27 protein-coding genes and 1 riboswitch are annotated in these 25,872 nt (G+C 71.9%); of the genes, 16 read left to right on the forward strand and 11 right to left on the reverse strand.

All coding sequences use genetic code 11. The features are described from left to right. Positions 1-94: 94 nt before the first annotated feature. Positions 95-388 (forward strand): hypothetical protein, encoded by a 294-nt coding sequence (locus A4E84_RS12020; protein WP_030837127.1) that lies wholly within the window; start codon positions 95-97, stop codon positions 386-388. A 99-nt stretch (positions 389-487) separates the two neighbouring features. Here A4E84_RS12020 and A4E84_RS12025 read toward each other — a convergent pair whose 3' ends face one another. The 3 genes from A4E84_RS12025 to A4E84_RS12035 are packed head-to-tail and all read right to left on the reverse strand — an operon-like array spanning position 488 to position 3,743. Then, positions 488-1,558 carry a prenyltransferase/squalene oxidase repeat-containing protein gene (locus A4E84_RS12025; RefSeq protein ID WP_062926561.1) on the reverse strand — a complete coding sequence of 357 codons (1,071 nt, stop codon included), beginning with the start codon at positions 1,556-1,558 and terminating at the stop codon, positions 488-490. Next, positions 1,555-2,304, reverse strand: coding sequence for a class I SAM-dependent methyltransferase (locus A4E84_RS12030; protein WP_062926562.1), 750 nt, complete (start codon positions 2,302-2,304; stop codon positions 1,555-1,557). Before A4E84_RS12030 ends, A4E84_RS12025 begins: the two co-directional genes overlap by 4 nt. Next, a complete protein-coding gene (locus A4E84_RS12035; RefSeq protein ID WP_062926563.1) occupies positions 2,298-3,743 on the reverse strand; it encodes a glycosyltransferase family 4 protein in 1,446 nt (481 codons plus the stop codon). Before A4E84_RS12035 ends, A4E84_RS12030 begins: the two co-directional genes overlap by 7 nt. Before the next feature lie 211 nt (positions 3,744-3,954). Here A4E84_RS12035 and A4E84_RS12040 point away from each other — a divergent pair, with 211 nt between their 5' ends. Continuing rightward, on the forward strand, positions 3,955-4,614 hold the full coding sequence (locus tag A4E84_RS12040; RefSeq protein ID WP_062926564.1) for a TetR family transcriptional regulator: 660 nt from the start codon (positions 3,955-3,957) through the stop codon (positions 4,612-4,614). Positions 4,615-4,903: 289 nt separating this feature from the next. Here A4E84_RS12040 and A4E84_RS12045 read toward each other — a convergent pair whose 3' ends face one another. Further along, the gene (locus A4E84_RS12045) at positions 4,904-5,137 is read right to left on the reverse strand and encodes a ferredoxin (RefSeq protein ID WP_062926565.1); all 234 of its coding nucleotides are present in this window, start codon (positions 5,135-5,137) and stop codon (positions 4,904-4,906) included. Between the two features lie 2 nt (positions 5,138-5,139). Then, a complete protein-coding gene (locus A4E84_RS12050) occupies positions 5,140-6,591 on the reverse strand; it encodes an aldehyde dehydrogenase (RefSeq protein WP_062926566.1) in 1,452 nt (483 codons plus the stop codon). Positions 6,592-6,748: 157 nt separating this feature from the next. On the opposite strand from A4E84_RS12050, the gene A4E84_RS12055 reads away from it, so the two are divergent. The 3 genes from A4E84_RS12055 (at position 6,749) to A4E84_RS12065 (ending at position 9,297) form a co-directional block, all read left to right on the forward strand. After that, on the forward strand, positions 6,749-7,774 hold the full coding sequence (locus tag A4E84_RS12055; protein ID WP_062926567.1) for an MBL fold metallo-hydrolase: 1,026 nt from the start codon (positions 6,749-6,751) through the stop codon (positions 7,772-7,774). Between the two features lie 92 nt (positions 7,775-7,866). Continuing rightward, a complete protein-coding gene (locus A4E84_RS12060; protein ID WP_107308484.1) occupies positions 7,867-8,334 on the forward strand; it encodes a nuclear transport factor 2 family protein in 468 nt (155 codons plus the stop codon). Positions 8,335-8,391: 57 nt separating this feature from the next. Next, positions 8,392-9,297 (forward strand): helix-turn-helix domain-containing protein, encoded by a 906-nt coding sequence (locus A4E84_RS12065; RefSeq protein WP_107308303.1) that lies wholly within the window; start codon positions 8,392-8,394, stop codon positions 9,295-9,297. Positions 9,298-9,310: 13 nt separating this feature from the next. Here A4E84_RS12065 and A4E84_RS12070 read toward each other — a convergent pair whose 3' ends face one another. Beyond that, a complete protein-coding gene (locus tag A4E84_RS12070) occupies positions 9,311-10,126 on the reverse strand; it encodes an SAM-dependent methyltransferase (RefSeq protein ID WP_062926568.1) in 816 nt (271 codons plus the stop codon). Positions 10,127-10,160: 34 nt separating this feature from the next. Continuing rightward, a complete protein-coding gene (locus tag A4E84_RS12075) occupies positions 10,161-10,841 on the reverse strand; it encodes a phosphotransferase (protein WP_062926569.1) in 681 nt (226 codons plus the stop codon). A 120-nt stretch (positions 10,842-10,961) separates the two neighbouring features. Further along, a riboswitch (adenosylcobalamin-variant (AdoCbl-variant) riboswitch) is annotated at positions 10,962-11,050 on the forward strand. Between the two features lie 121 nt (positions 11,051-11,171). Here A4E84_RS12075 and A4E84_RS12080 point away from each other — a divergent pair. From A4E84_RS12080 to A4E84_RS12115, 8 genes are all read left to right on the forward strand, one after another. Continuing rightward, a complete protein-coding gene (locus A4E84_RS12080; protein ID WP_062926570.1) occupies positions 11,172-12,386 on the forward strand; it encodes a prenyltransferase/squalene oxidase repeat-containing protein in 1,215 nt (404 codons plus the stop codon). Further along, the gene (locus tag A4E84_RS12085) at positions 12,383-13,012 is read left to right on the forward strand and encodes an SCO2322 family protein (protein WP_062926571.1); all 630 of its coding nucleotides are present in this window, start codon (positions 12,383-12,385) and stop codon (positions 13,010-13,012) included. The genes A4E84_RS12080 and A4E84_RS12085 overlap by 4 nt, the downstream gene beginning before the upstream one ends. Then, positions 13,005-14,096: a CbiQ family ECF transporter T component gene (locus A4E84_RS12090; protein ID WP_062926572.1), complete on the forward strand. Its 1,092-nt coding sequence runs from the start codon at positions 13,005-13,007 to the stop codon at positions 14,094-14,096. The genes A4E84_RS12085 and A4E84_RS12090 overlap by 8 nt, the downstream gene beginning before the upstream one ends. After that, positions 14,093-15,757 carry an ABC transporter ATP-binding protein gene (locus tag A4E84_RS12095; protein ID WP_062926573.1) on the forward strand — a complete coding sequence of 555 codons (1,665 nt, stop codon included), beginning with the start codon at positions 14,093-14,095 and terminating at the stop codon, positions 15,755-15,757. The genes A4E84_RS12090 and A4E84_RS12095 overlap by 4 nt, the downstream gene beginning before the upstream one ends. After that, the gene (locus A4E84_RS12100) at positions 15,757-16,593 is read left to right on the forward strand and encodes an ECF transporter S component (RefSeq protein ID WP_062926574.1); all 837 of its coding nucleotides are present in this window, start codon (positions 15,757-15,759) and stop codon (positions 16,591-16,593) included. Before A4E84_RS12095 ends, A4E84_RS12100 begins: the two co-directional genes overlap by 1 nt. 315 nt (positions 16,594-16,908) lie before the next feature. Continuing rightward, complete coding sequence (locus tag A4E84_RS12105) at positions 16,909-18,117, forward strand: argininosuccinate synthase-related protein (protein WP_062926575.1); 1,209 nt, start codon at positions 16,909-16,911, stop codon at positions 18,115-18,117. 78 nt (positions 18,118-18,195) lie between these two features. Beyond that, on the forward strand, positions 18,196-18,927 hold the full coding sequence (locus tag A4E84_RS12110) for a 2OG-Fe dioxygenase family protein (protein ID WP_062926576.1): 732 nt from the start codon (positions 18,196-18,198) through the stop codon (positions 18,925-18,927). Positions 18,928-18,980: 53 nt separating this feature from the next. Then, positions 18,981-19,949, forward strand: a complete 969-nt coding sequence (locus A4E84_RS12115; protein WP_062926577.1) for a DMT family transporter — start codon at positions 18,981-18,983, stop codon at positions 19,947-19,949. On the opposite strand, the gene A4E84_RS12120 is transcribed toward A4E84_RS12115, so the two are convergent. Next, on the reverse strand, positions 19,884-20,876 hold the full coding sequence (locus tag A4E84_RS12120; RefSeq protein WP_062926578.1) for a helix-turn-helix transcriptional regulator: 993 nt from the start codon (positions 20,874-20,876) through the stop codon (positions 19,884-19,886). The genes A4E84_RS12115 and A4E84_RS12120 overlap by 66 nt on opposite strands. Before the next feature lie 310 nt (positions 20,877-21,186). Between A4E84_RS12120 and A4E84_RS42870 the strand changes: the two genes are divergently transcribed. Together A4E84_RS42870 and A4E84_RS12130 are read left to right on the forward strand one after the other, a co-directional pair. Continuing rightward, positions 21,187-21,327, forward strand: a complete 141-nt coding sequence (locus A4E84_RS42870; RefSeq protein WP_159029568.1) for a hypothetical protein — start codon at positions 21,187-21,189, stop codon at positions 21,325-21,327. A 4-nt stretch (positions 21,328-21,331) separates the two neighbouring features. Next, positions 21,332-22,144 (forward strand): hypothetical protein, encoded by an 813-nt coding sequence (locus A4E84_RS12130; protein ID WP_062926580.1) that lies wholly within the window; start codon positions 21,332-21,334, stop codon positions 22,142-22,144. A gap of 27 nt (positions 22,145-22,171) precedes the next feature. On the opposite strand, the gene A4E84_RS12135 is transcribed toward A4E84_RS12130, so the two are convergent. Beyond that, positions 22,172-23,407 (reverse strand): cytochrome P450, encoded by a 1,236-nt coding sequence (locus A4E84_RS12135; RefSeq protein ID WP_062926581.1) that lies wholly within the window; start codon positions 23,405-23,407, stop codon positions 22,172-22,174. A gap of 218 nt (positions 23,408-23,625) precedes the next feature. On the opposite strand from A4E84_RS12135, the gene A4E84_RS12140 reads away from it, so the two are divergent. Further along, positions 23,626-24,795, forward strand: a complete 1,170-nt coding sequence (locus tag A4E84_RS12140; protein WP_062926582.1) for a steroid 3-ketoacyl-CoA thiolase — start codon at positions 23,626-23,628, stop codon at positions 24,793-24,795. On the opposite strand, the gene A4E84_RS40595 is transcribed toward A4E84_RS12140, so the two are convergent. Together A4E84_RS40595 and A4E84_RS12145 are read right to left on the reverse strand one after the other, a co-directional pair. Beyond that, positions 24,779-24,982, reverse strand: coding sequence for a DUF397 domain-containing protein (locus A4E84_RS40595; protein WP_079128948.1), 204 nt, complete (start codon positions 24,980-24,982; stop codon positions 24,779-24,781). The genes A4E84_RS12140 and A4E84_RS40595 overlap by 17 nt on opposite strands. Beyond that, complete coding sequence (locus A4E84_RS12145; RefSeq protein WP_062926583.1) at positions 24,942-25,790, reverse strand: helix-turn-helix domain-containing protein; 849 nt, start codon at positions 25,788-25,790, stop codon at positions 24,942-24,944. The genes A4E84_RS40595 and A4E84_RS12145 overlap by 41 nt, the downstream gene beginning before the upstream one ends. Positions 25,791-25,872 lie beyond the last annotated feature (82 nt).

A 25,872-nucleotide genomic window follows, 5' to 3' on the forward strand; every position in this document is an offset into this window, starting at 1 on the left:
TTGGTTGGCCGCACGGGGAAGCGCGCGGAGGAGGCCGGCGGACATGGCTCACCCGGCCGGGTTTCATCCCGGGTTCAAGGGCAATCCGGAGAGTATGTCCCCTCGATATCGCAACGGTGCGAATCAAGCCGGCACGATCGTGGCGGTCGTGGCCGACATCATGGCCCTGATCCTGGGTCTCTGGATCCTGATGTACCTGCTGGACGCCAACCCGGGCAACTCGTTCGTCCAGTTCATCCACGACGCGGCCCGCTGGCTCGCCGGCTGGTCGCACGACCTGTTCACGTTCGACGAGGCGTGGGCCCGAGTGGTCTGCGGCTACGGCCTGGCGGCGGTGGTGTACCTGTTCATAGGCCACGCGATAGCCAATCGCGCACACCGGCATTGAGAACGCGGTCAGGGGGCTCGGCCCCCTAGGGGCGCGGGGAACTGCGCGACAAGCCACGCACGACCCGCGCCCGCACACCCGTCACAACCACCCGAGTTCTCAGGCGCAGCACTCCGACTCGAGCCCCACAGGCAACTCCGCACCACCGAACACCTGGCACGTGGCCTCGTGTCCCCCCAGCGCGGCCACCGCCAGCAACAACGACCCCGCGGTCCACGTGGTCAGCTCCCGCGGCCAGATCGCGTCGTCGTCGAACACGTACCCGGTCCAGTACAGCCCGCTGTCCTCGTCCCGCAGATGCTGGATCGACTGCAGGATCTCCAGCGCCCGGTCCGACTCCCCCATCGCCCAGAGCGCGAGCGCGAGTTCGGCGGACTCGCCGCCCGTCACCCACGGGTTGGGCACGACGCACCGCACGCCCAGCCCGGGGACGACGAACCGGTCCCAGTCCTCCTCGATCCTGGCCTTGGCCTCGGCACCCGTCAGGGCACCGCCCAGCACCGGGTAGTACCAGTCCATCGAGTACCGGTTCTTGTCGAGGAACCGCTCGGGGTGGTGGCGTATGGCGTGCCGCAGCGCACCCGCCGCCAACTCCCAGTCCGGCTGGGCCTCTTCGCGCTGCTCGGCGATGGCGAGAGCGCAGCGCAGCGCGTGGTGGATGGAGGAGCTGCCCGTCAGCAGGGCGTCCGCCGTCTGCGTACCGTCGTCGTCGCGCCGCCAGCCGATCTGCCCGCCGGGCTGCTGGAGGCCGAGCACGAACTCCACGGCCGCGTACACCGCCGGCCACATCCGGTCCAGGAACGCGTCGTCGCCGGTGGAGAGGTAGTGGTGCCAGACGCCGACGGCTATGTAGGCGACGAAGTTGGTCTCCCGGCCCCGGTCGGTGACCGCGTCGGGGTCGCCGTCGGTGTAGGCGGCGTACCAGGAGCCGTCCTCGTTCTGGTGCCGGGCCAGCCACAGGTAGGCGCGTTCGGCGGCCTGGTGCTCACCGGCCGTGTCGAGGGCCATGGCCGCCTCGACGTGGTCCCACGGGTCGAGGTGGTGGCCCCGGAACCAGGGGATCGCGCCGTCCTCGCGCTGCACGGCGAGGATGCCGGCGACGGTCGCGGCGGCCTGCCCGGCGGTGAGCACCCCGGGCAGGACCAGATGTTCCGTCCGGGGAGTGGTCACGTGGCGTCCGCCCCGGTGCCGGCCAGACGCGGCAGGTGCGGCTTGGTCGCGTACGCCACGAAGCTCTTGCCGATCAGCGGGTTCAGCGCCTGCTCGGCGACCCGGGTGGCCAGCGGCTTCTTCATGATGTCCCAGACGAGCAGCTTGTGGTACGCCCGCACCGGCAGCGCCTTGTCGTTGTCGACGCCGAACGCGCACTTGAGCCACCAGTAGGGCGAGTGCAGGGCGTGGGCGTGGTGCGTGCCGTAGGGCTCCAGGCCGGCCTCGCGGATCTTCTCCACCAGCTCGTCGGCCTTGTAGATGCGGATGTGGCCGCCCTCGACCTCGTGGTAGGCGTCGGAGAGGGCCCAGCAGACCTTCTCGGGCCCGTAGCGCGGGACGGTGACGGCGATGCGTCCGCCGGGCTTCAGCACCCGCACCATCTCCGCGAGGACGCCCTTGTCGTCCGGGATGTGCTCCATCACCTCGGAGATGATCACGACGTCGAAGGACTCGTCGGGAAAGGGCAGCGCGAGGGCGTCGCCCTCCATGGCCGTGGCGGTGGCACCCTCGGGGGCCTCACCGGCCTCCTTCATCGCCGCGAACCACGTGGCGACCTCGCGGATTTCGTCGGCGTTCTGGTCCAGCGCCACCACCTGCGCGCCACGCCGGTAGCACTCGAAGGCGTGCCGGCCGGCACCGCAGCCGAGGTCCAGGACGCGATCGCCCGGGGCGAGCGGGAACCGGGAGAAGTCGACGGTCAGCACGTGGCCCTGCTTTCGGAGTTGACGCCTTCTACATCTGCCGGGGCTGCGGAGACAGCACCTGCTGTGCCCGCCGGGGCTACGGCTGCGGCACCGGTCGAGGGGGCCGAAAGGCCGGAAGTCCGCGGGACGGTGCGCACCCCGGCGCGGTCGATCGCCTCGCGGTAGCGGGCCACGGTGCCCTCCGCGGCCCTGGCCCAGGTGAAGTGCCGCAGGACCCGTTCACGCCCGGCCGTGCCGAGGCGGGCGCGGAGCTCCGCGTCGCCCAGCAGCCGGCCCAGGCCCGCGGCGAGTGCGCCCGCGTCGCCGGGCGGTACCGCCAGGCACGTCTCACCGTCGCGGCCGGCGACCTCGGGCAGGGCGCCGCCGGTCGTGGCGAGCAGGGGGGTGCCCGTCGCCATGGCCTCGGCGGCCGGGAGCGAGAAGCCCTCGTAGAGCGACGGCACGCAGGCGACCTGCGCCGAGCGCACGAGGTCGACCAGTTCCGCGTCGGAGATGCCCTTGACGAACTCCACGGCCCCGGCGAGGCCGTAGCGCTCCATCGCCTGGGCGACCGGCCCTTCGGTGGGCCGCTTGCCGACGACGACGAGATGCGCGCCGAGGTGCTCGGTACGCACCTTGGCCAGCGCCTCGACGAGATGCACCAGGCCCTTCAGCGGCACGTCCGCGCTGGATGTCGTCACGATGCGGCCCGGCACGACCGGCACCGAGGGGTCGGGCGAGAACAGGTCGGTGTCGGCGCCGATGTGGACGACGTGGATGCGGTCCCGCCGGACGCCGAGATGGTCGATGATCTCCTGCTGCGAGGTGCCGGACACGGTGAGCACGGACGGCAGCCGGCGCGCGACGCGCTTCTGCATGCGCGTGAAGGCGTACCAGCGCCGCACCGACAGGCGCCGCTTCCGCCCGTCCGCCGCGTCCAGCTCCAGCTGCCGGTCGACGGTGATGGGGTGGTGGATGGTCGTCACCAGGGGCGCGCCGACATCGCCCAGCAGGCCGTAGCCGAGGGTCTGGTTGTCGTGCACGACGTCGAACTCGCCGCGGCGGGCGCGCAGATGGCGGCGGGCGCGCAGCGAGAAGGTCAGCGGTTCGGGGAAGCCGCCCGTCCACATCGTCGCGACTTCCAGCGCGTCGATCCAGTCGCGGTACTCGCCGCGCCCCGGCGTGCGGAAAGGATCCGGCTGGCGGTACAGGTCGAGGCTGGGCAGCTCGGTGAGACGCAGCCCGTCGTAGCCTTCGTCGAGGACGGGGTAGGGCTGGGCACCGATGACTTCGACACGGTGGCCGAGACGGGCCAGTTCGCGGGAGAGATGCCGGACATAGACGCCCTGTCCGCCGCAGAACGGGTTCCCTTTATAGGTGAGGAGCGCGATGTGGAGCGGTCGCAAGCCGTCGGCGGCGGGGCCCTCCGTAGCCCCGGCCTGACTGGCCTCAGCGGTCACTCTGGGCCCCCTTCTCCCTGCACTGTCCCGCGAGATTACGCCGGGACGCTAATCTAGAACAAGTTTCAGACTTGATCGTTCGGAGGCTCTGAATCTACCGGCAGGTAGGGGTGCTGTGAGCAGTGGATCAGGTGATTCACGCCACGACCGGCGCCGTGCCATGCTGTGTGATCACCCGTCCTCACGGACGGTCACGGAACGGGACCGACACATGCCCGCGGAAGCCAAGGTGAGCGCCAAGGTGAACAAGCCGGCCAAGGTGGAAGCCAGAGCGGCAGCCCCCGCCTCCCCGCCCCTCACGGAGCGGCAGGAGGCCCGCCGCCGCCGCATCCTGCACGCGAGTGCGCAGCTGGCCAGCCGGGGCGGCTTCGACGCGGTGCAGATGCGCGAGGTCGCGGAGTCCTCGCAGGTGGCGCTCGGCACGCTGTACCGCTACTTCCCTTCCAAGATCCACCTTCTGGTCGCCACGATGCAGGACCAGCTGGAGCACATGCACGGCACGCTGCGGAAGAAGCCCCCGCAGGGCGAGACGGCGGCCGAGCGGGTCGCGGAGACGCTGATGCGGGCCTTCCGCGCCCTCCAGCGCGAGCCGCATCTGGCCGACGCGATGGTCCGCGCGCTGACGTTCGCCGACCGCAGCGTCAGCCCCGAGGTCGACCAGGTCTCCCGTCAGACGACGGCGATCATCCTGGACGCGATGGGCCAGGAGAATCCGACGCCTGAGCAGCTCTCGGCGGTCCGGGTCATCGAGCACACCTGGCACTCCGCGCTGATCACGTGGCTGTCGGGCCGGGCCTCGATCGCCCAGGTGAGGATCGACATCGAGACGGTGTGCCGTCTGATCGACCTGACGGCACCGGCCACCGCGTGAAGCCCCCGGGCACGACGAGGACCTACGAGACGGGTTCCCTTCGCCGGCATGGTCCGGATCAGGTGATGGGGGTCGCCTTCCGGTCGCCCGGCCTTGCGGCCCTGCGCCCTTCCGGCCTCTCAGCCCTACCGTCGCAGTCGGCACCAGCGGAAGCCGGAACTGAAGCTTCCCGCCGAAGTCGGCTACTCCGGTCGGACTCCCTCACTCGCCTCGTAGGCCTGTTTCCAGGATAGGACTCCCGCGTGGGAATAAAACCCCTCGATCCATGATTTTTCGGGCGATACGGGCACTACTCCTCCGGCGGGAACACCGCCTCCCCGCTGTCCATCACCGTGATCGTGATCGCCTCCGCCGGGCAGCATTCGGCCGCCTCCAGCACCCGCTCGTTCGCGTCCATGCCGGGGGCGGTGGGACGGGACTGGCGGGCGGCGTCCAGGCGGAAGCCGTCCGGCGCGTGGTGGAGGCACTGCGCCGAGCCGATGCACAGGGAGCGGTCGACCTCGACGTGCCAGCGGTCGCCCATCGCTAGGCCTGCGCCGGGAGGTGGATCATCTTGTGCTCCAGGTACTCGCCGTACCCCTCGGGCCCGAACTCCCGCCCCAGGCCGGAATTCTTGTAGCCGCCGAAGGGGCCCAGCATGTCCAGGCTGAAGGTGTTGACGGAGTAGGTGCCCGTACGGACCTGACGCGCGATGTCGATGCCGTGCTCCACGTCCGCCGTCCACACGCTGCCGCTCAGCCCGTAGTCGGAGTCGTTGGCGATCTTCACGGCGTCGGACTCGTCGTCGTAGGGCAGCAGGCAGATCACCGGGCCGAAGATCTCCTCGCGGGCGATGCGCATGGAGTTGTCGACGTCGCCGAAGAGGGTCGGCTCGACGTACCAGCCGCGGTCCAGACCGGCCGGGCGTCCGCCGCCGGTGAGGATCTTGGCGCCCTCCTCCTGCCCGATGCGGATGTAGTCGAGGTTGCGCTGCTGCTGCCGCCGGGCCACCAGCGGGCCCACCTGGGTCGCCGGGTCCAGCGGGTCGCCGACCGTCAGGGCGCCCGCCGCGGCGGCGAGGGCGTCGGCGAACTCGTCGTAGCGGGAGCGCGGCAGGAGGATGCGGGTCTGGGCCACACAGGCCTGTCCGTTGTTCATCCAGGCCGCCGGGGCGATGCCCGCCACGGCCGTCTCGACGTCCGCGTCGGGCAGCACGACGGCCGCCGACTTGCCGCCCAGTTCGAGCGTCACGCGGGTGAGGTTGCGGGCGGCGACCTCCATCACGCGCTTGCCGGCCGCGACCGACCCGGTGAAGGACACCTTGTCGACGCCGGGGTGCCCGACCAGGTACTCGCTGACGTCCCGGTCGGCGGGCAGGATCGACAGCACACCCTCCGGCAGCCCGGCCTCGCGGGCGATCTCGCCGAGCAGATAGGCGTCGAGCGGCGACTCGGGCGACGGCTTGAGGACGACCGTGCAGCCGGTGAGCAGGGCCGGGGCGAGCTTGGCGGCGGCGACGAACTGCGGGACGTTCCAGGGGACCACGGCGGCCACGACCCCGACGGGCTCCCGCCGCACGAGGATCCGGCCCAGCACGCCGTCGCGCCGCTCCTCGTGGGTGAAGTTCCGGGCGACGGTGATCGCCGAGTCCCAGACCATCACCGCGCCGAGCGCCTGGGCGAGGACGCTCCAGGAGTACGGCGAGCCGTTCTGGGCGGAGATCACGCGGGCGATCTCGTCGTGCCGGAGGGTGATGGCGTCCTTGATCCGGCCCACGACCTCGATCCGCTCGTCGAGGCTCATGCGCGGCCAGGGTCCCTCGTCGAACGCCCGCCGGGCCGCCGCCACGGCCCGGTCCACATCCGCCGTCGAGGCGTGCGGGACGCGGCCGATGACCTCCTCGGTGTGCGGCGAGATCACCTCGATGACGTCCTGGCCCAGGGGGTCGGTCAACTCCCCGCCGATGAACAGCTGTCCGTGTTCCACGAGCTCGGTCATGGCCGACTGCCTTCCCGGGAGCGTTCTCTGACGGTTCATCAGATATGCCCACTGATACCAGCCCCGCCCCGAGGAGTCCACGGACCGCGCATCCCCGGGGACCCCCCATTGGAACCCGTTCTAGTTATAGTGACGGGAGCCGGCGACAGGGGAGCCCATGACACAGGTGACCGATCACGGCGGAGGCGTCCGGTCCCTCCGGGTACCGATCCCGGACAACCCGCTCGGCCACACGCTGGTGTACGTCGTCGACACCGACCGCGGCCCGGTGCTGATCGACACCGGCTGGGACGACCCGGAGTCCTGGGACACCCTCGCGCGGGGCCTCACGGCCTGCGGCACTTCAGCGGCCGAGATCCACGGCGTGGTCATCACCCACCACCACCCGGACCACCACGGCCTGTCCGGCCGGGTCCGGGAGGCGTCGGGCGCGTGGATCGCGATGCACGCGGCGGACACCGCGGTCGTGCGGCGGACCCGGGAGGCCCGCCCCGAGCGCTGGTTCACCTACATGGCGGCCAAGCTCGCCGCGGCCGGCGCTCCCGAGGAGCACATCGCCCCGCTGCGCGCGCCCCGGCCCGGCGCCCTGCCCGGCCTCTCCCCCGCCCTGCCCGACCGCGACATCGTCCCCGGCGAACTCCTGGAGCTGCCCGGCCGCCGCCTGCGCGCGATCTGGACCCCGGGGCACACACCGGGCCACGTCTGCCTCCACCTGGAGGAGAGCCACCCGGCCCGGCTCCCGGGCCAGGGCCGCCTGTTCTCCGGCGATCACCTGCTGCCCGGGATCACCCCGCACATCGGCCTCTACGAGGACCCGGACGACGCCACGATCACCGACCCTCTCGGCGACTACCTCGACTCGCTGGAGCGCGTCGGCCGGCTGGCCCCCGCCGAGGTCCTCCCGGCCCACCAGCACCCGTTCTCCGACGCCGCCGGGCGCGTACGCGAGTTGCTCACGCACCACGAGTCCCGACTGACCGCCCTGCTGGCGCTGCTCGCCGAGCCCCTCACGCCCTGGCAGCTCGCCGAGCGCATGGAGTGGAACCGCCCCTGGGACCAGATCCCGTACGGTTCCCGCACCATCGCCGTCTCGGAGGCCGAGGCGCATCTGCGGCGGCTGGTGAAGTCGGGCCGGGCGGAGGCGGTGCCGGGAAGCGACCCGGTGAGGTACGCGGCGGCGTGAAGTCTGCGCGAGCGAAGGGCAACGCGGGGTGCGATCGCGTCGCCCGGCGGCCCGGAAGGGTGCTAGAAACCCCCATGAACATCATGGACCCCATGGACCCCATCGAGCGCCTCCTCGCCGAACGTGCCTGCGAGCGCCTGATCCTGGACTTCGTCCACCGGCTCGACCTGGGGGAGCCCTCGTCCGTCGCCGGGCTGTTCACGGAGGACGGTGTCTGGCAGTGGCCGCAGGACGGGCGGCGGGTCGAGGGGCGCGACGCCCTGGGCGCGTACTTCGGCTCCCGTCCGGCCGACCGGCTGTCCCGCCGGATGATGTCCAACGTCCTGGTCACGGTGACCTCGCCGGACACGGCGCGGGCGGTCTCCTACTTCACGACGTACCGCGTCGACGGCTACGCGGGCGGTGTCGTCCCGGCCGGGCCGCCGGTCCAGACCGGGCACTACGAGGACACGTTCCGCCGGGCCGGCGACGGGACCTGGCTGCTCGCCTCACGGACCCTCCACCTTCCCTTCGGCGGACCCACGCCGCGTCCGAACATGCCCGCGTCACAAGGCTCTTGACGTTGCCGGGCGCCCCCTAGGATGGTCGGACGCAACGCTCGCACCGGGGAGATGCCCATGGGCACCGAAGAGGCCGCACGCACGACGACCGGCAGCGGGGCCCTGGACGGCGGGTGCACCGGGCCCATGGTGCCGCGCCTCGCCCTCGGCGCCCGGCTGCGCGGGCTGCGGGAGGAACGGGGCATCGGCCGGGCGGACGCCGGGCACGTCATCCGTGCCTCCTCCTCCAAGATCAGCCGGATGGAGGCCGGCCGCCACGGCTTCAAACTGCGTGACGTCGCCGATCTGCTCACCCTCTACGGCGTCACCGACGAGGCAGAGCGGGCCACCCTGCTGGCGCTGGCCGAGCAGGCCAACACCCCCGCCTGGTGGCGGTACTACAGCGACGTCGTGCCCACCTGGACGCAGACCTACCTCGGGGCCGAGCAGGCGGCGAGCCTCATCCGCTGCTTCCGGGTCCAGCGCGTCCCCGGTCTGCTGCAGACCCCTGACTATGCCCGGGCCGACGTGCGGCTCGCACACCCGGACGCGGGTGCGGCGGAGACCGACCGCCGGGTCGCGCTGCGGATGACCCGCCGGCGGATCCTGGACCGGCAGCCGGCGACCCAGCTGTGGGCCGTGATCGACGAGGCGGCGCTGCGCCGCCCGGTGGGCGGTATCCGTGTGATGCGAGACCAGCTCAGGCATCTCATCGACATGTGCCGGCTCCCGCACGTCACGGTGCAGATCCTGCCGTTCGCGGCGGGCGCGCACGCCGCGGAGGGCGGTCCGGTCACCATTCTGCGGCTGCCCGGCGGGCAGTTGCCCGACGTGGTCTACCTGGAGCAGCTCACCACCGCGCTCTACCCCGACCGGCCGGCCGACATCGAGTGCTACTGGGACGCCATGAACCGGCTGGTGGTCGAAGCCGAGTCGCCGGACGAGACTCCGACCATCCTGCACCGCATCCTTCAGGAGACCTGAGCCGCCGGGCGGTTCAGCGCTTGAGGGCGACGCCGCCGTACTGGTGCACCTCTGCCGGAAGCCCCAGTGCCGCCGCGTCGGGACGCCAGCGCGAGCAGGAGGCCACGCCCGGTTCGAGCAGTTCCAGGCCGTCGAAGTAGCGCGCGATCTGCTCGGGGCTGCGCAGGATGTACGGGATCGAACCACCGTCGTTGTACTGCTGGATGGCGCGGACGTAGTCCTCGCTGGTGTCGGTGGAGTCGTACTGCACGAGGTAGCTGCCGGGGGGCAGGGCGTCCACCAGCTGCCGGACGATCGAGCGGGCCTCGTCGTGGTCCTCGACGTGGCCCAGGATGCCCATCAGCATGAGGGCGACGGGCCGGTCGAAGTCCAGGGTCTTCCCTGCCTCCCGGACGATCGTCCCCGGCTCGCGCAGGTCGGCGTCGACGTAGTTGGTGACGCCTTCCGGCGTGCTGGTGAGCAGGGCGCGGGCGTGGGCCAGCACCAGGGGGTCGTTGTCGACGTAGACGATCCGGCTCTCCGGGGCCACCCGCTGGGCGATCTGGTGGGTGTTGTCCACGTTGGGCAGGCCGGTGCCGATGTCCAGGAACTGGCGGATGCCCTCCTCGGCGGCCAGGTGGCGGACGGCCCGGGCGAGGAAGTAGCGGGCGGCGCGGGCGCCGGTCTCGATGCCGGGGAAGATCTCGCGGAACGCGTCACCGGCCACCCGGTCGACTTCGTAGTTGTCCTTCCCGCCCAGCCAGTAGTTCCAGATCCGGGCCGAGTGCGGCACCGAGGTGTCGATCTTGGGGAACGGCTCCTGCTCGGGGTTCTCCGCCTGGTCGGTCATGGACGCTCCTGCGTGTGAGATCGGGGGCCCCACGTTAGCCGGTCTCCGCCTTGGAGAGGATCAACTCCGCTGCGGCAGCGAGGAGTTCGACTTCGGCCCGACCCATCGTCGGATTGGCACCCCGGCGGCGCAGGGCCTCGGTCAGGGCTGTGCGGGTGAGCGGGGACGGGCCGTCGAGGAGGGCGGTCAGCATGGTGTCCGCGGGTGCGGCGAGGGAGTCACCGGCGACGGCGGCCTGCGCGAGGACCACCGCGGTCGCCGCCCAGTCCAGGCCCGGGTCGCCCTCCTCCGCGTCCGACCAGTCGATGACGCGGGGGCCGCCGGGCGTGAGGATCACGTTCTCGGGGTGCAGGTCCAGGTGGAGCACGCGGACGGCCGGGTCGGTGGCGCGCAGGGCGGGAACGGCGTGCAGGTCGCGCAGCAGCCGGGCGAGGACGGCCCCTGCCTCGGCCACGTCCAGGGTGCCCGCCAGGCAGGCCTGGAGCATGGTCGGGCCACAGAGCCGCTCCATGACCAGGTCGGTACGCGAACCGGAGGGCCGGACCCGGGGCACGGGATAACCGTGGGCGCGCACGTGCTCCATCACGGCCCCCTCGGCCGCCGCGTCACCCCCGCCCTCGCGGTCCCGACGCAGCACCCACGCCGCGTCGATCTCGAACACATCGGCCCGGCGCCCGGATCCGAGCAGCTTTCCCGGCGGTGGCGAGATCGGCATGAAGCGAAGCTACCCCGCATCCGCGGTGCCCTCACCGACCTGCCCGCACGTGACCAAGCCCCCACCCGGCCCCCTCGGCCGCATTCCTGCGTCCGGGTACAGTGAGCGGGTCGTCATCACACCGTACGGGGGGAAGCCGGTGCAATTCCGGCGCTGACCCGCAACCGTGAACCGCCGCCCAGGCGGTGAGCCGGATCGCCCCGTACGGTTCGTGACCGGCTCACGTGCCCGGCAGACCGCCGGTCACGGCACCGTCGAGGTATACGGAGCCGAGCCGCCGGGGTGTCCCGTGCTGCCCGGCTCCCCCACAGGGAGAGGCACCCGCCGATCATGAACGTCCGCCGCAGCGCCGCGGTCCTGGCCGCCGTCGCCGTGATCGGCGCCGCCACCCCGGCCGCCGCCGACCCGTCCCCGTCACCGTCCCAGGCGTTCCCCTCCGCCCTGTACGGCGACAAGGACCCGAAGTTCGACGGCGTCTGGCGCCAGTCGCTCGCGCTGCTCGCGCAGGACACCGTGGGTGTGAAGCCGGCGGCGAAGTCCGTGCAGTGGCTGACGCGGCAGCAGTGCGCGGACGGCTCCTTCGCCTCGTACCGCCCCGACCCCACCACCGCGTGCGACGCCAAGACCATGCGCGACACCAACGCCACGTCCGCCGCCGTGCAGGCCCTCACCGCGCTCGGCGGGCACGACGACGTCACCCGCAAGGCAGTCGGCTGGCTGAAGTCCGTCCAGAACGAGGACGGCGGCTGGGGCTACGCGCCCGGCGGGGCCAGCGACACCAACTCGACGTCGATCGTCATAGGCGCGCTCGCCGCCGCGGGCGAGAAGCCGGACCGGGTCGAGAAGGACGGCAAGTCGCCCCACGACGCGCTGCTGAAGCTCGCCCTGCCCTGCGGCGGGGACGACGACGGCGCCTTCGCGTTCCAGCCGGACAAGAAGGGCGAGCTCGCCGCCAACGCGGACGCCACGGCGGCCGGTGTGCTCGGCGCGCTGGGCAAGGGCATGGTCGTCGAGCCCGGCAAGAAGTCCGACGCGACCTGCGAGAAGGCCACGACGCCGCAGCAGGCGGCGGCGAACGGGGCGGGCTACCTCACCGCCGCCCTCGCCGAGGACGGCAACCACCTCATGTCCGCCCTCGCCGGCGCCGAGCCCCAGCCCGACTTCGGCAACACCGCCGACGCGGTCGTAGCGCTCGCCGCGCAGGGGGACACCGCGCAGGCGGAGAAGTCCGTGCGGTGGCTGGAGAAGAACTCCGCGTCCTGGGCCGCGCAGAGCGGTCCGGCCGCCTACGCGCAGCTGATCTTCGCCGCCCACGCGACGGGCACGGACCCGCGCGACTTCGGCGGCGCGGACCTCGTCAAGCAGCTGGGCGCCACGGGCCCGGCCCCGCAGACCGCCGGGAAGACCAAGTCCGAGGCCTCGGACGAGAAGGAGGACTCCGGCTCGGACTTCTTCGGGGTCTGGTGGTACGTCGGCGTCTGCCTGGTCGCCGGCATCGGCATCGGGTTCCTGTTCACCGGCCGCAAGAAGCAGCAGCAGCTGTGATCCGCCGGGCCGTTCTCGTCCTCCTGGCCTCGCTCCTGCTGTGCGCGGGCGCGGGCCAGGCCCAGGCCGCCGGTTACCGGTACTGGTCGTTCTGGGAGCGCGACGCCGGCCGCTGGGTCTACGCCACCCAGGGCCCGTCCCTGGCCCGCCCCTCGGACGGCGACGTCCAGGGCTTCCGCTTCGCGGTGAGCGAGGACTCCGCGAGCGCGGTCCGGCCGCGCGGCACGGCCGGCTTCGCGACGATCTGCGCGAAGACGCCCGCGCGGGAGGGCAGGAAGCGGGTGGCCCTGGTCATCGACTTCGGCACACCGTCGGACGCCCCCCGGGGCGAATCCCCGCCCGCCGCCCGCACGGCCTGCGCCCGGGTCGCCCCCGACGCGACGACGGCCGAGGCCCTGGCCGCGGTGGCCAAGCCGCTGCGCTACGACACCAACGCTCTGCTGTGCGCGATCTCGGGCTATCCGGAGAAGGGCTGCGGCGAACAGGTCTCCGGGAAGCAGCACAAGCCGACGGCGGAGAAGAACTCCCCCTCGGACGACGGGCCGTCCCTGGGCCTGATCGGCGGTATCGCCGTGGTGGTGGTCCTGGGCGGCGCGGCGATCTGGCAGGTACGGCGGCGTGGATAGCAGCCCTCGGCGTCGAGGCCGGGCTCAGCTGCACCCCGGCGCCTGGTGGCTCTGGTCCCTCTCCCTCGGCACCGCCGCCACCCGCACCACCAACCCCCTGCTCCTCGCGCTCCTCGTCTCCGTCTCCGCCTACGTCGTGGCGACCCGCCGCCCCGACACCCCCTGGTCCCGCTCCTACGGCGCCTTCGTCAAACTCGCCCTCGCGGTGATCCTCATCCGTCTCGTCTTCGCGATCGTCCTCGGCTCCCCCGTCCCGGGCACGCACACCCTCCTCACGCTGCCCGAACTCCCCCTTCCCGCCTGGGCGCAGGGCATCCGCCTCGGCGGCGAGGTCACCGCGGAAGCCCTCACCTTCGCGCTGTACGACGGTATGCGGCTGGCCACGCTCCTCATCTGCGTGGGCGCCGCGAACGCCCTCGCCAACCCCTCCCGGCTCCTCAAGTCCCTTCCGGGCGCCCTGTACGAGATGGGGGTGGCGGTCGTCGTCGCCCTCACCTTCGCCCCGAGCCTCATCGCCGACGTCCAGCGGCTGCGCGCCGCACGCCGTCTGCGCGGGCGCCCGGACAGCGGCATCAGGGGCCTGCTGCACGTAGGGCTCCCGGTGCTGGAGGGCGCGCTGGAGCGATCCGTCGCCCTGGCCGCCGCGATGGACGCCCGCGGCTACGGCCGTACCGCGCAGGTCCCGCCCGGCGTACGCCGTACCACCGCCGCCCTCACCCTCGGCGGCCTGCTCGGCGTCTGCGCGGGAACGTACGGCCTGCTCACGGCCGAAGGCGCCGCATACGGTCTCCCCGTCCTCCTCACGGGTCTCGCCGCCGCCCTCGCGGGTCTCAAGCTCGGCGGCCGCCGGTCACTGCGCACCCGCTACCGCCCGGACCGCTGGGACGTGCGCGCCTGGCTGGTCGTCGCCTCCGGCGTCGCGGTAGCGGCCCTGCTCGCCCTCGCCGCGGCCCGTGATCCCGCAGCCCTCCACCCCGGCGTGGTCCCCCTGGTCGCTCCCACCCTCCCCCCCTGGCCGGCCGCGGCCGCACTGCTCGGCCTGCTGCCCGCGTTCGTCGCCCCTGATCCCAAGGAGCTGCCGTGATCCGCTTCGAGGATGTCTCCGTGACCTACGACGGGGCCTGCGAACCCACCGTCCAGGGCATCGACTTCGAGGTTCCGGAAGGCGAACTCGTCCTGCTGGCGGGCCCGTCCGGCGTCGGCAAGTCCACCGTCCTGGGCGCGGTCAGCGGACTCGTCCCGCACTTCACCGGCGGCACCCTGCGCGGCCGGGTCACGGTCGCCGGCCGCGACACCCGCACCCACAAGCCGCGCGAACTGGCCGATGTCGTGGGGACGGTCGGCCAGGATCCGCTCTCCCACTTCGTCACGGACACCGTCGAGGACGAACTCGCCTACGGCATGGAGTCGCTGGGCCTCGCCCCGGACGTGATGCGCCGCCGGGTCGAGGAGACCCTCGACCTGCTGGGCCTGGCCGGCCTGCGCGACCGGCCGATCGCCACACTCTCCGGCGGCCAGCAGCAGCGCGTCGCGATCGGCTCGGTCCTCACCCCGCACCCGAGCGTCCTCGTCCTGGACGAGCCGACGTCCGCGCTGGACCCGGCGGCCGCGGAGGAAGTGCTGGCCGTCCTCCAGCGGCTCGTCCACGACCTCGGCACGACGGTCCTCATGGCCGAACACCGCCTGGAACGCGTCATCCAGTACGCCGACCAGGTCGTCCTCCTGCCCGCCCCGGGCGCCTCCCCGGTCCTGGGCACCCCGGCCGACGTGATGGCGGTGTCCCCGGTGTACCCCCCGGTGGTGGCCCTGGGCCGCCTGGCCGGCTGGACCCCGCTGCCCCTGACGGTCCGCGACGCCCGCCGCAGGGCGGCGGATCTGCGCGCACGGCTTGAGGTGCGCGAAGGCATCGACGCTCAGGGGCGCGGGGAACTGCGCGACGAGCCACAGACAACCCGCACCCGCAGCCGATCCGCACAGCCCACCCCCATGGGCGAAGCACGAGCCCTCTCCGTCCTCCGCGGCCGCGTCCAAGCCCTGAGCCACATCGACCTCACCATCACCCCCGGAGAGACCATCGCCCTCATGGGCCGCAACGGCGCCGGAAAATCCACCCTCCTCAACGCCCTGGTCGGCCTCGTCAAACCCACCTCCGGAACCGTCCGGGTCGGCGAAGCCACCCCCCACCGCACCGCACCGCAGGACCTCGTCCGCAAGGTCGGCCTGGTCCCCCAGGAGCCGCGCGACCTGCTCTACGCCGACACCGTCGCCGCCGAGTGCGCGGCGGCCGACCAGGACGCGGGCGCGGACCCCGGCACCTGCCGGGCCCTGGTCACCGAGCTGCTGCCCGGCGTCACCGACGACACCCACCCCCGGGACCTCTCCGAGGGACAGCGGCTCGCGCTCGCCCTGGCCGTCGTGCTGACCGCCCGGCCCCCGCTGCTCCTGCTGGACGAGCCGACCCGGGGCCTGGACTACGCGGCGAAGGCCCGGCTGGTCACGGTGCTGCGCGCGCTCGCCGCCGAGGGGCACGCCATCGTCCTGGCCACGCACGACGTGGAACTCGCGGCGGAGATCGCCCACCGGGTGGTGCTGCTGGCCGAGGGCGAGGTGATCGCGGACGGCCCGACGGCCGAGGTCGTGGTCTCCTCGCCGTCCTTCGCCCCGCAGGTCACCAAGATCCTGGCACCCCAGCACTGGCTCACGGTCGCGCAGGTCCACGAGGCCCTGCACCCCGAGGCCGTCTGATGGCCACCTCGACCACGATCCGGCGACAGGCCCGGGCCGTCCGCCTCGGCCCCCGCTCCCTCACCGCCCTGGCCCTGGTCAGCGCGGTGGGCGTCGCCGGCTTCGGCTGGCCCTTCCTCGCCCCGCCCGGCTCGCAGATCGGCGCGCACGCGCAGGACGCGCCCTGGCTCTTCGCGGGCCTGCTGGTGCTGCTGGTGGCGGTCGTGGCCGCGGCGGTCTCGGAGTCCGGTCTCGGCCCGAAGGCGGTCGCGATGCTCGGCGTGCTGGCCGCCACGGGCGCGGCCCTGCGTCCGATCGGCGCGGGCACCGCCGGGATCGAGCCGATGTTCTTCCTGATGGTGCTGAGCGGCCGGGTGCTCGGCCCGGGCTTCGGGTTCGTCCTCGGCTCGGTGACCATGTTCGCGTCCGCGCTGCTCACCGGCGGGGTCGGGCCGTGGCTGCCGTTCCAGATGCTGGCGATGGGCTGGTTCGCGATGGGCGCGGGCCTGCTGCCGGGCCCGGACCGGCTGCGCGGCCGGGCCGAACTCGCGATGCTCGCCGGCTACGGCTTCCTCGCCGCGTTCGCCTACGGCACGGTGATGAACATGGCGGGCTGGCCCTTCATGAGCGCCCTCGCCTCGAACGTGGCCTTCGATCCGCACGCGCCGCTCGCCGCGAACCTGGCCCGTTTCGTCGCGTACTGCGTCGCCACGTCGCTCGGCTGGGACCTGGGGCGGGCCGTCGTCACGGTCGTCCTGACGCTCGTCCTCGGCCCGGCGGTCCTCAGGGCGCTGCGCCGGGCGACGCGCCGGGCGGCCTTCGAGACGCCGGTCACGTTCGAGGCGCCCCGGCAGTGAGGCCCCCCACATGACCCGGGTCACCTACGAAGCGAGGCCGTGGAGACCGCACCAGGTCACAGCCGGAACCTCCGTCCCGGATACGGCCACCTGTAGCAAGAGGGGGCATTGCGGGCAGCCGCGGGAGCTGTTCCTCTGGACCGAAGGCGGCGGCCCCTGATCCCCGGGGCCGTCGCCTTTCCCACCTGGGATCGGTCTGAAGCTCCGCGTCCGGGTCCGGTCATGGCCGGGCGCGGACTACGGGGATGCATTGTTCGGGCGGGGGTCCGCACGGAAGTCTCCTTGGCTGTGACCAGTGCAGAGGTTGGAGAGGCCATGCGTTCCCCGCTCATACGTTCCTTCTCGCAGCTCGACTCCCTGGACCCGGACCGGCCCGTGGTGACACTGTTCAGCGGCGGGCTCGACAGTTCGTATCTGCTGCTGCGGCTACGGCGGATGGGCATCCGCGAGGTGCACGCCGTGAGCGTCGACATCGGCGAGGACGAGTCCAGTACCTACAAACGCCAGGTCGCCGAGGCGCTCGGCGCGACGATCCACATCCTCCACCGGCGGGCCGAGTTCGCCGAGGCGTACGTCGCTCCCGCGATCGCCGCCCAGGCCGTGTACCTCGGGATCCACCCCGTCAGCTCCACGCTGAGCCGTCCGCTGATAGCCCACAGCGCGGTCGAACTGGCCCGTGCGCTCGGCGCGCAGGCCCTGCTGCACACCGCCAACCGCTCCCAGAACACCCTCCGCCGCCTCAACGGGGCGCTGACGCTGCTCGGTTACGAGGGCATGTTCGGAAGCCCCTACGACCTCGCTCCCGTCACGCGCGACGACAAGCTCGCCGAACTGCGCGACGCCGGCATCGATCTGCTCGCCGGGCGGATCGTCAGCGGCGACTCCAACCTGTGGTGCCGCGAGTTCGAGTCGGGCATCCTCGACGACCCGGAACTCCACGAGGTCCCCGAGGAGATGTACACCTGGAGCCGGCCGACCGCGCTCCCCGGCGACACCGACACTCTCACCGTCACCTTCGAGCAGGGACTGCCCGTCGCTCTCGACGGAGAGCCGCTGCCACTGACCGGGCTGATCGACCGCCTCAACCGGAGGGTCGGCGCGTACGGACTCGGCCGCTACTCCGGCCTGGAGCACCTCGACCACGGCGAGAAGGTCCTCGAGATCCGGGAGATGCCCGCCGCCTGGCTCCTGCTCAGCGGCTACCGGCACATCGAGAGCGCCTGCCTGGACGCCGAACTCATCCGCGAGAAACGGCATCTGGAGCAGGTCTGGACGCGTGAGGCCCTCGAAGGCCGCTGGTTCGGCGAACTGCGGCTCGCGGCACAGGTGTTCATCGACGCCTGCGCCGCCCGCACCACCGGGTCCGTGACCTGGCGGCTGCGCAGCGGCGGTGCCGACACGCGCTCCATCACCGTCGGAGCGCCGCTGTACCTGCGCGACAGGGAGGCGTGGGAGGAGCGGGCGATCAGTGCGGAGTCGGCGCCGTTCACCCCTGCGACCGCCCCGGTGCTCGCCGCCGTCTGACCCTCTGCTCCCTTCCTCTCGCCCCCCCGCTTGCCCACTCGCGGACCTCAACCGCGGGTTTCACCCACGGAGTACGCCATGACCACTGCCGCAACCCGTCACCCCGCCGCCGGCGAAGCCGTCAACGCCCTCGCCGGGCCCGGCGGTCATCTGATGCCCTCCGCACGGCTCTCCGCGCTCGCCGGTGTCGGCGCCACCGACTGGGCGCGGTTCGCCGCCCACTGGGACGAGCTCACCCTCGACACGTACATGGCCGACGGGGGCACGTACCGGTACCGCCGCTACGGCCAGTTCGAGCTCGACCCGGCCGCGGGCGACCTCACCCTGCTCCCGCACACGCCGTACCGTCAGGAGTCGGACGTCAATCCGCTCAACGGCGGCATCGAGCGCGTCTTCGACCCGCTGACGGAGTCGTTCACCGGTGACCCGCTGCTGCGTTCCGTCCTCGTCGAACTCGGGCGGATCTTCACCGCCGTCGACGGCACGGCGTCATGGAACGTGAAACTGCACCCGTACCGCATCAGCGCCTCCGCCGACCAGCAGGGACAGCCCGCGCCCGAGGGCCGGCACCGAGACGGCGTCACCTTCATCACCTCGCTGCTCATCGGCCGCCGCAACGTCACCGGCGGTGAGAGCGGTGTCTACACCGACGCGGGCGAACACCTGCTCACCGTTACCCTGTCCGAGCCCGGTGACCTCCTGCTGGGCGACGACCGCCGCACGCTGCACTCGGTGACCCCGGTGCGCCCGGTGGACCCCGAGCTCGCCGCCCACCGCGACGTCCTGGTGATCGCCTACACGGCGCGCTGAGCCGCCCCCCGCTCTCCAACCTCCACCGTCCGCTGCCCTAGGAGCCCCCCCCCATGACCGTCAAAGCGGCCCGCCGCGCCTGGCTGACCGATCTGCCCGTCCTGCTGGTCGCGGTGGTGTGGGGCTCCAGTTATCTCGCCGCCAAGGAGGTCACCACGGCGCAGACCGTGCTGGCCGTGCTCGTCCTGCGGTTCGGCGTGGTGCTGCCGGTCCTGGTCGGCACCGGGTGGCGCAAGCTCAGGGCGCTGGACGGGGCGCAGCTGCGGGGCGCCGGCGTCCTCGGGCTGATCCTTTCCGGGATCTTCCTGCTGGAGACGTACGGCGTCGTGCACACCTCGGCGACCAACGCAGGGCTCATCATCAGCCTCACCATGATCTTCACGCCGCTCGCGGAGAGCCGGATCACGGGCAGGCGGCCCTCCCGGTCGTTCCTGGCGGCAGCGGGGTTGTCGGTGCTGGGTGTTCTGCTCCTCACCCAGGGCGCCGGGTTCACCGCGCCGTCCCTGGGTGATCTGCTGATGCTGGGCGCGGCCGTGGCCCGTACCGTGCACGTGCTGGCGATGTCGCGCATGCGGTCGGTGCAGGGCGCGGACTCGCTGTCGATGACCACGGTGCAACTGGGTGGCGCGGTCGCGGTGTTCGCGGTGCTGTCCACGCTGCCCGGCACCGGCAGCACCACGTGGGCCGCCGCGGCGGAACTGGACACCGGGGACTGGCTCTGGCTGCTCTACCTGTCGGTGTTCTGCACCCTGTTCGCGTTCTTCGTGCAGATGTGGGCCGTACGCCGTACGTCGCCCTCCCGGGTCAGCCTGCTGCTGGGCACCGAGCCGGTGTGGGCCGCCGTCGTCGGAGTGACCCTCGCGGGAGACCGGCCGGGCTGGCTGGGGCTGCTGGGTGCGCTTCTCGTGCTCGCGGGCACGGCGTGGGGCCGCAGCGCGGCCGCCCCGCGGCGGACGTCAGTCGTCGAGCCAGCCGAGCCGGACGGCGCAGACACCGGCCTGGAACCGGCTGGCCGTTCCTAGCCGTTCGGTCAGTTCGGAGACGAGGCGGCGGACCGTGCGCTCGGAGACCCCGAGCTTGCGGGCCATCGCCTCGTCGGTGAGTCCGCCCCCGAGCATCCGCACCAGCTCACGGTGGCGGCCGGTCGGGCGCCAATCGCCCTCGGGGCTCTCGGTCGCCGACTCGGTCAGCACGGCGGCGCTTTCCCAGCTGTGCTGGAAGATCTCCCGGAATACCCCGGCCAGCGTCTCGCCGCGCAGCACGATGGCGGCGATCTCCCCGTCCGCGGTATGGGACGCCGGCACGATCGCCAGGGAGCGGTCCACCACGATGAGCCGCATGGGCAGGGTGTGCGCGGTGCGGACCTGGGCGCCCGCGCCGTTCAGCCGCCGCAGATACGCCGTCATATGGGGGACGGAGGCCGCCGAGCGCAGATGGATGGTCCGCATCCGCACGCCGCGGCCCAGCACGAGCCGGTCCCGTTCGAGCCCCGCTTCCACCATCCCTGCGGGCAGCGGACGGCCGGGGTGCAGGGAGAGCACCTCTTCCTCCGCCCGCCGTGAGGCGTCCTCCAGAATCGCGGAGACATTGGCCATACCACTCACCACCTCCATCTGAACGGAGGCCAACTCCCGGGCGTGCACGGGCTGGAAGTCCGCCAACACCTGGGCGAGCGCGGAGCGGGTCTGCCGGACGGCGCTCAGCAGGGCGTCGGTGTGCTGCTCCTCGTCGAGGAGCAGCTTGCGCAGAGCGGTGTCCGGGGCTAGGGCCGTCCAGCCGTTGCGGTGGTCCGACGACGGCACCAGCAGGCCGAGTTCACCGAGCAGCCGGAGCGCGTCGGCGAGCTCCGTCCCGCTCCAGCCGCGGTTTTCGGTGAGGGTCTGCGGGTTCCAGGCCGCGTTGTCGAGAGCGAAGCGGTAGAGCTCCTGGGCTCGGGCACGTACGTCCACTGGATTGGTCCCCCTACTGATGCACGGGCGCTGTCCCCCTGAAGCGCTCCCTCGGGGATCTTAGAAAGGGCCCCCGCAGCGGGAAACCCGTGGTCCGCTATACGGACAGCCGTACGGACAGCGACGGACCGCTGCCCGCACGCCCCGTCAAGCCGTCCGCCCCTGGCCATGGCCGGTGCCGGAACTCCCTCCGGATGGCCGCGGACGGTCCCGCCGGAACATGATGATCGCCCAGCGGTCGCCGCTGACCACGCACCGACCGACCAGGAACTCGACGCCCGTCGAGCGACGATCACTCAGGGGGATCCTCATGTCCGCTTCTCATCTGCTCCGTGGCGTGTTCGCGGTTCTTGCCGCCGCCCTCGTCCTCGGTGGCGTGCAGAGCGCCGCGGCGACGGGAACCGAGACCCGGGCCGTCGTGACCAGCGGCGACTCACTGATCTGGGGCTGACCGGGTGGCCAGGCCGAGCGTCGCCGTCGTCACCCCGCTGACCGGGCCGCGCACAGACTGGGGAGCGGCCCTTCTCGGCCAGCTGGAACGGATCCGAAGGGCCCGCCCGGACGCCGCCGAGTGGCACGTCTACGACGAGACGCCGGGGGTCGCCCGGGCCGTGGCCGGCGCCGGACACGCGGCAGTCATCGGCCACAGCGACTCGGAGGACGCCCGCCGGGCCCTGCCGGTGTACCGAGCCGCCCGACTCCCTTGTCTGCTCCCCTTCGTGAGGGCCGGGGCGCCCGCACTGAGCTGGGCACCGGACGGGAACGTGCTGGCCCGCAGGATCGTCGAGGCGGCGACGGCCCTCGGCGTGAGCGCGCTCGCCGTCGCCCAGGACGAGGGACCCCGCTGGAGCGCGCTCGGGCGCGCGGTCGTCGAGGAGGCCGGCAGGGTGGGGCTCGCGCCGGGCCCCGGTGGCGCGTTGGCGGTGCTGGCGCCGCAGGACCGGTTCGCGCGCTTCGTACGGGGTACGGGTCCCGTGCTCACGCCGACGGACTGCGGACTGGTCTCGTTCGCTCACCTGCGCCAAGCGGCATCGGACCACGAGGTGTGGGCCGTCCACCCCCAGACGTGCGCGGTACGCCGTGCCAGAGCCGCTCTCACGGCACTCGCGCAGGCCTTGTCCGAGGGTGCCGCACCGCGTGGGACGGCACTGACGGACGCCGTACGCGAGCGCTCGGGAATCCTGCTCACCGCCGGAGGAACCCCCCTGGGCGACGGCTGGCTCATCTCCCGGCTGCCGTGGACGTGCTCGGTGAGAACGCCGTTCTGACGGCCGCCTCGCCCGCCGGGTTCTGCCTCAGCCGGTACTCACCCGGAGTTCCTTCACCCCGTTGATCCAGGCCGAGCGCAGCCGGCGCGGATCGTCGACCAGCCGCAGCCCGGGCATGGCGTCGGCGATCGCGTTGAAGATGAGGTTGATCTCCAGCACCGCGAGGGACTTGCCCAGGCAGTAGTGCGGTCCGCCGCCGCCGAACCCGAGGTGCGGGTTGGGGTCGCGGGTGACGTCGAAGGTGTCCGGGTCGTCGAAGACCTCGGGGTCGTGGTTGGCCGAGGCGTAGAACAGGCCCAGCCGGTCGCCCCGGCGGATGCGCTTGCCGCCGAGTTCGGTGTCCTGGGTGGCCGTGCGCTGGAAGGCGGCGACCGGGGTCGCCCAGCGCACGATCTCCTCGGCCGCCGTCTGAGGGCGGTCGCTCTTGTACAGCTCCCACTGTTCCGGGTGGGTGAGGAAGGCGTGCATGCCGTGGGTGATGGCGTTGCGGGTGGTCTCGTTGCCCGCGACGGCCAGCATCAGCACGAAGAAGCCGAACTCGTCGGAGCTGAGGTTGCCCTCGTCCTCCGCCGCGACGAGCTGCGTGACGATGTCGTGGGCCGGGCACTGCTTGCGGTCGGCGGCCATGTTCATCGCGTAGGCGATGATCTCCGTGGCCGACTCGGCGCCGACCTCCTCGGTGATGGCGTACTCGGGATCGTCGTACGCGATCATCTTGTTGGACCAGTCGAAGATCTTGTCCCGGTCCTCCTGCGGGACGCCCATCAGCTCGGCGATCGCCTGGAGGGGCAGTTCGCAGGCGACCTGGGTGACGAAGTCGAACGGCCCGGTGTGCGCGCTGGCGTTCTCGACGATGGAGTGGGCCCGGTTGCGCAGCCGCTCCTCCAGCGCCCGGATCGCCCGGGGCGTGAACCCGCGCTGCACGATCTGCCGGACCCGGGTGTGCTCCGGCGGGTCCATGTTCAGCAGGATCAGCCGCTGCGCTTCGATGGAGTCGCGCTCGATGTGCTCGTTGAAGCGGATGATCGCCGTGTTGAGGGACGACGAGAACAACTCGGGGTGCGTGGAGACGTACTTGACGTCGGCGTACCGGGTGACGGCCCAGTAGCCGTCGTCCTGGAAGCCGGCGAGACCCGTCGGCTGCGCCACCCAGCAGACCGGATCGGCCCGGCGCAGCTCGGCGAACTCCGGCAGGGGCACGCGGCGGTGCAGCAGGTCGGGGTCGGTGAAGTCGAACCCGTCGGGCAGCGCGGGACAGGGCATGGGCGGCTCCCACCACTCGTACCGACTCTGAGGTCTGACGGCCCATCAGCTGTGCGGAGTTGCGGTGACGGTAGTAACGGGTTCTACAAGTAGCAAGAGGCACGGCCCCGCCAATTGCCCGCACGACTATTGCGGTCATCGAGCGGCCCTCAGCACACTGTTCACAGAACTAGAACGCGTACTAGTTCCGCTGAGCCTCCCGGAGAGGACCCGCACCCATGGCTGCCGAACCCGTGATCGTCGAAGCCGTACGCACCCCCATCGGCAAGCGCGGCGGCGCGCTCGCCAACCTGCACCCCGCCTACCTCCTCGGCGAGACCTATCGCGAACTCCTCGGCCGCACCGGCATCCCCGCCGACTGCGTCGAGCAGATCGTCGGCGGTACGGTCACGCACGCCGGCGAGCAGTCCATGAACCCCGCGCGCACGGCCTGGCTGACCATGGGGCTCCCGTACGAGACGGCCGCGACGACCGTCGACGCGCAGTGCGGGTCGTCCCAGCAGGCCTCGCACATGGTGGCCAACATGGTCGCGGCGGGCGTGATCGACGTCGGCATCTCCTGCGGGGTGGAGTCGATGTCGCGGGTGCCGCTGGGGTCGGGCTCGAAGCACGGGCCGGGCAAGCCGTTCCCCGACGAGTGGAACGTGGACCTGCCCAACCAGTTCGAGGCGGCCGAGCGCATCGCCCGCCACCGGGGCCTGACCCGCGAGGACGTCGACGCGCTGGGTCTCGCCTCGCAGGAACGGGCCGCCCACGCCTGGGCGGAGGAGCGCTTCAAACGGGAGACGTTCGCGGTCCAGGTCCCCACGACCGAGGAGGAGCAGCACGCCGGGCAGGGCATGTGGCGCCTCGTCGACAGGGACGAGGGCCTGCGCGACACGACGGCGGAGGCCCTGGCAGCCCTGAAGCCGATCATGCCCACGGCGGTGCACACGGCCGGAAACGCGTCGCAGATCTCCGACGGGGCGTCGGCGGTCATGTGGGCGTCGAAGCGGATGACGCGGGCGCTGAAGCTGAGGCCGCGGGCCCGGATCGTGGCCCAGGCGCTGGTGGGGTCCGACCCCCACTTCCACCTCGACGGCCCGATCGACGCGACCAAGGCGGTCCTGGGCAAGGCCGGGATGTCCCTGAAGGACATCGACGTGGTGGAGATCAACGAGGCGTTCGCGTCCGTGGTGCTGAGCTGGGCGCGGGTCTTCGACCAGGACCAGTCGAAGGTGAACGTCAACGGCGGCGCGATCGCGCTCGGGCACCCGGTCGGAGCGACCGGGGCCCGGCTCATCACGACGGCCCTTCACGAACTGGAGCGCGCGGACAAGGAGTTCGCGCTGATCACCATGTGCGCGGGGGGCGGCTTGGCCACCGGCACGATCATTCAGCGGCTGTAGACGCCCAGTTGACGAACGTGGTGAAGGCGGCGGGATCGAGGGTGAGGATCGGTCCCGCCGGGGTCTTGGAGTCGCGTATGGCGACGGTGCAGGGTGCCTCGGCGATCTCAAGGCAATTGCCGCCCTGGTCGCCGCTGTAGCTGGACTTACGCCACAAGGTCCCCGTCGGAATCACCTTGCTCGCCATAGCGTTCCTCCATCACTCGCCGGATCAACTCCGCCGAATCCCTGAGGGAGAGCGCGGCGGCCTGCAGATGATCGTAACGGAGCGAGCAGTCCTTGACGGTGTCCGGATTCGCGGTGGGATGCCCGCTGCCATACCCCTCCGTATAGACGATGCTTGCATCGCTTGCGAAGCGGTAGATGTCGAACGAGCCCTGCATTCCCGCGTGCGCCCCAGCCGAGAACGGCAAGATTTGGACGTTGACCCGGGGGTTACCGACGAAGGACAACAAGTGCGCCAGTTGGCCCCGCATGGTTCGCCGTCCACCGATCTGCTGGTACAGAGCGGTCTCGCTGAGGATCACCCAGAAAACGGGTGGCTTCTCCTTCTCGAAGATGCGCTGTCGAGCCAGCCGCACGGCGGTGCGGTCGTCGAGGTTGCTCGTGTCCAGCACCCCGAGGACGGCACGTGCGTACGCGTCGGTCTGAAGGAGGCCCTGCACCATGAGCGCCTCGAAGGAGCAGATCTCCACCGCACGCGATTGGAGTTCCGCCACCTGTTGGAACCACGCCGGAAGCCGACTCCGCAACACCAACTCGACGAGCCGGGAGAACATACCGTCCGTTCCCAGCGCCGCATCCGCCCGTTCGCTGAACTCCGGCGTCGGAAGCTTCCTGGCCGTCTCGATCTGGCCGACGAGCGAGCCCGTGTAGTTGAGGATCTCCCCGAGCTGCTTCTGTGTCAGCCCGGCGGCCTCCCGGTGTCTCCTCAGCTCGAAACCGTAGTAGTCGAGCGGCGACGCACCCGGGTCCAGGGCGTTGATGTGGGTCACGGCAGAAGCCCCTCTCACGCAACTCGGTCCACAGCGGAACCAGTTGTATCCGTTCCGTAGCCGAGGGTAGTCACCGCACGTC

Source organism: Streptomyces qaidamensis, from assembly GCF_001611795.1.
Taxonomy (GTDB): domain Bacteria; phylum Actinomycetota; class Actinomycetes; order Streptomycetales; family Streptomycetaceae; genus Streptomyces; species Streptomyces qaidamensis.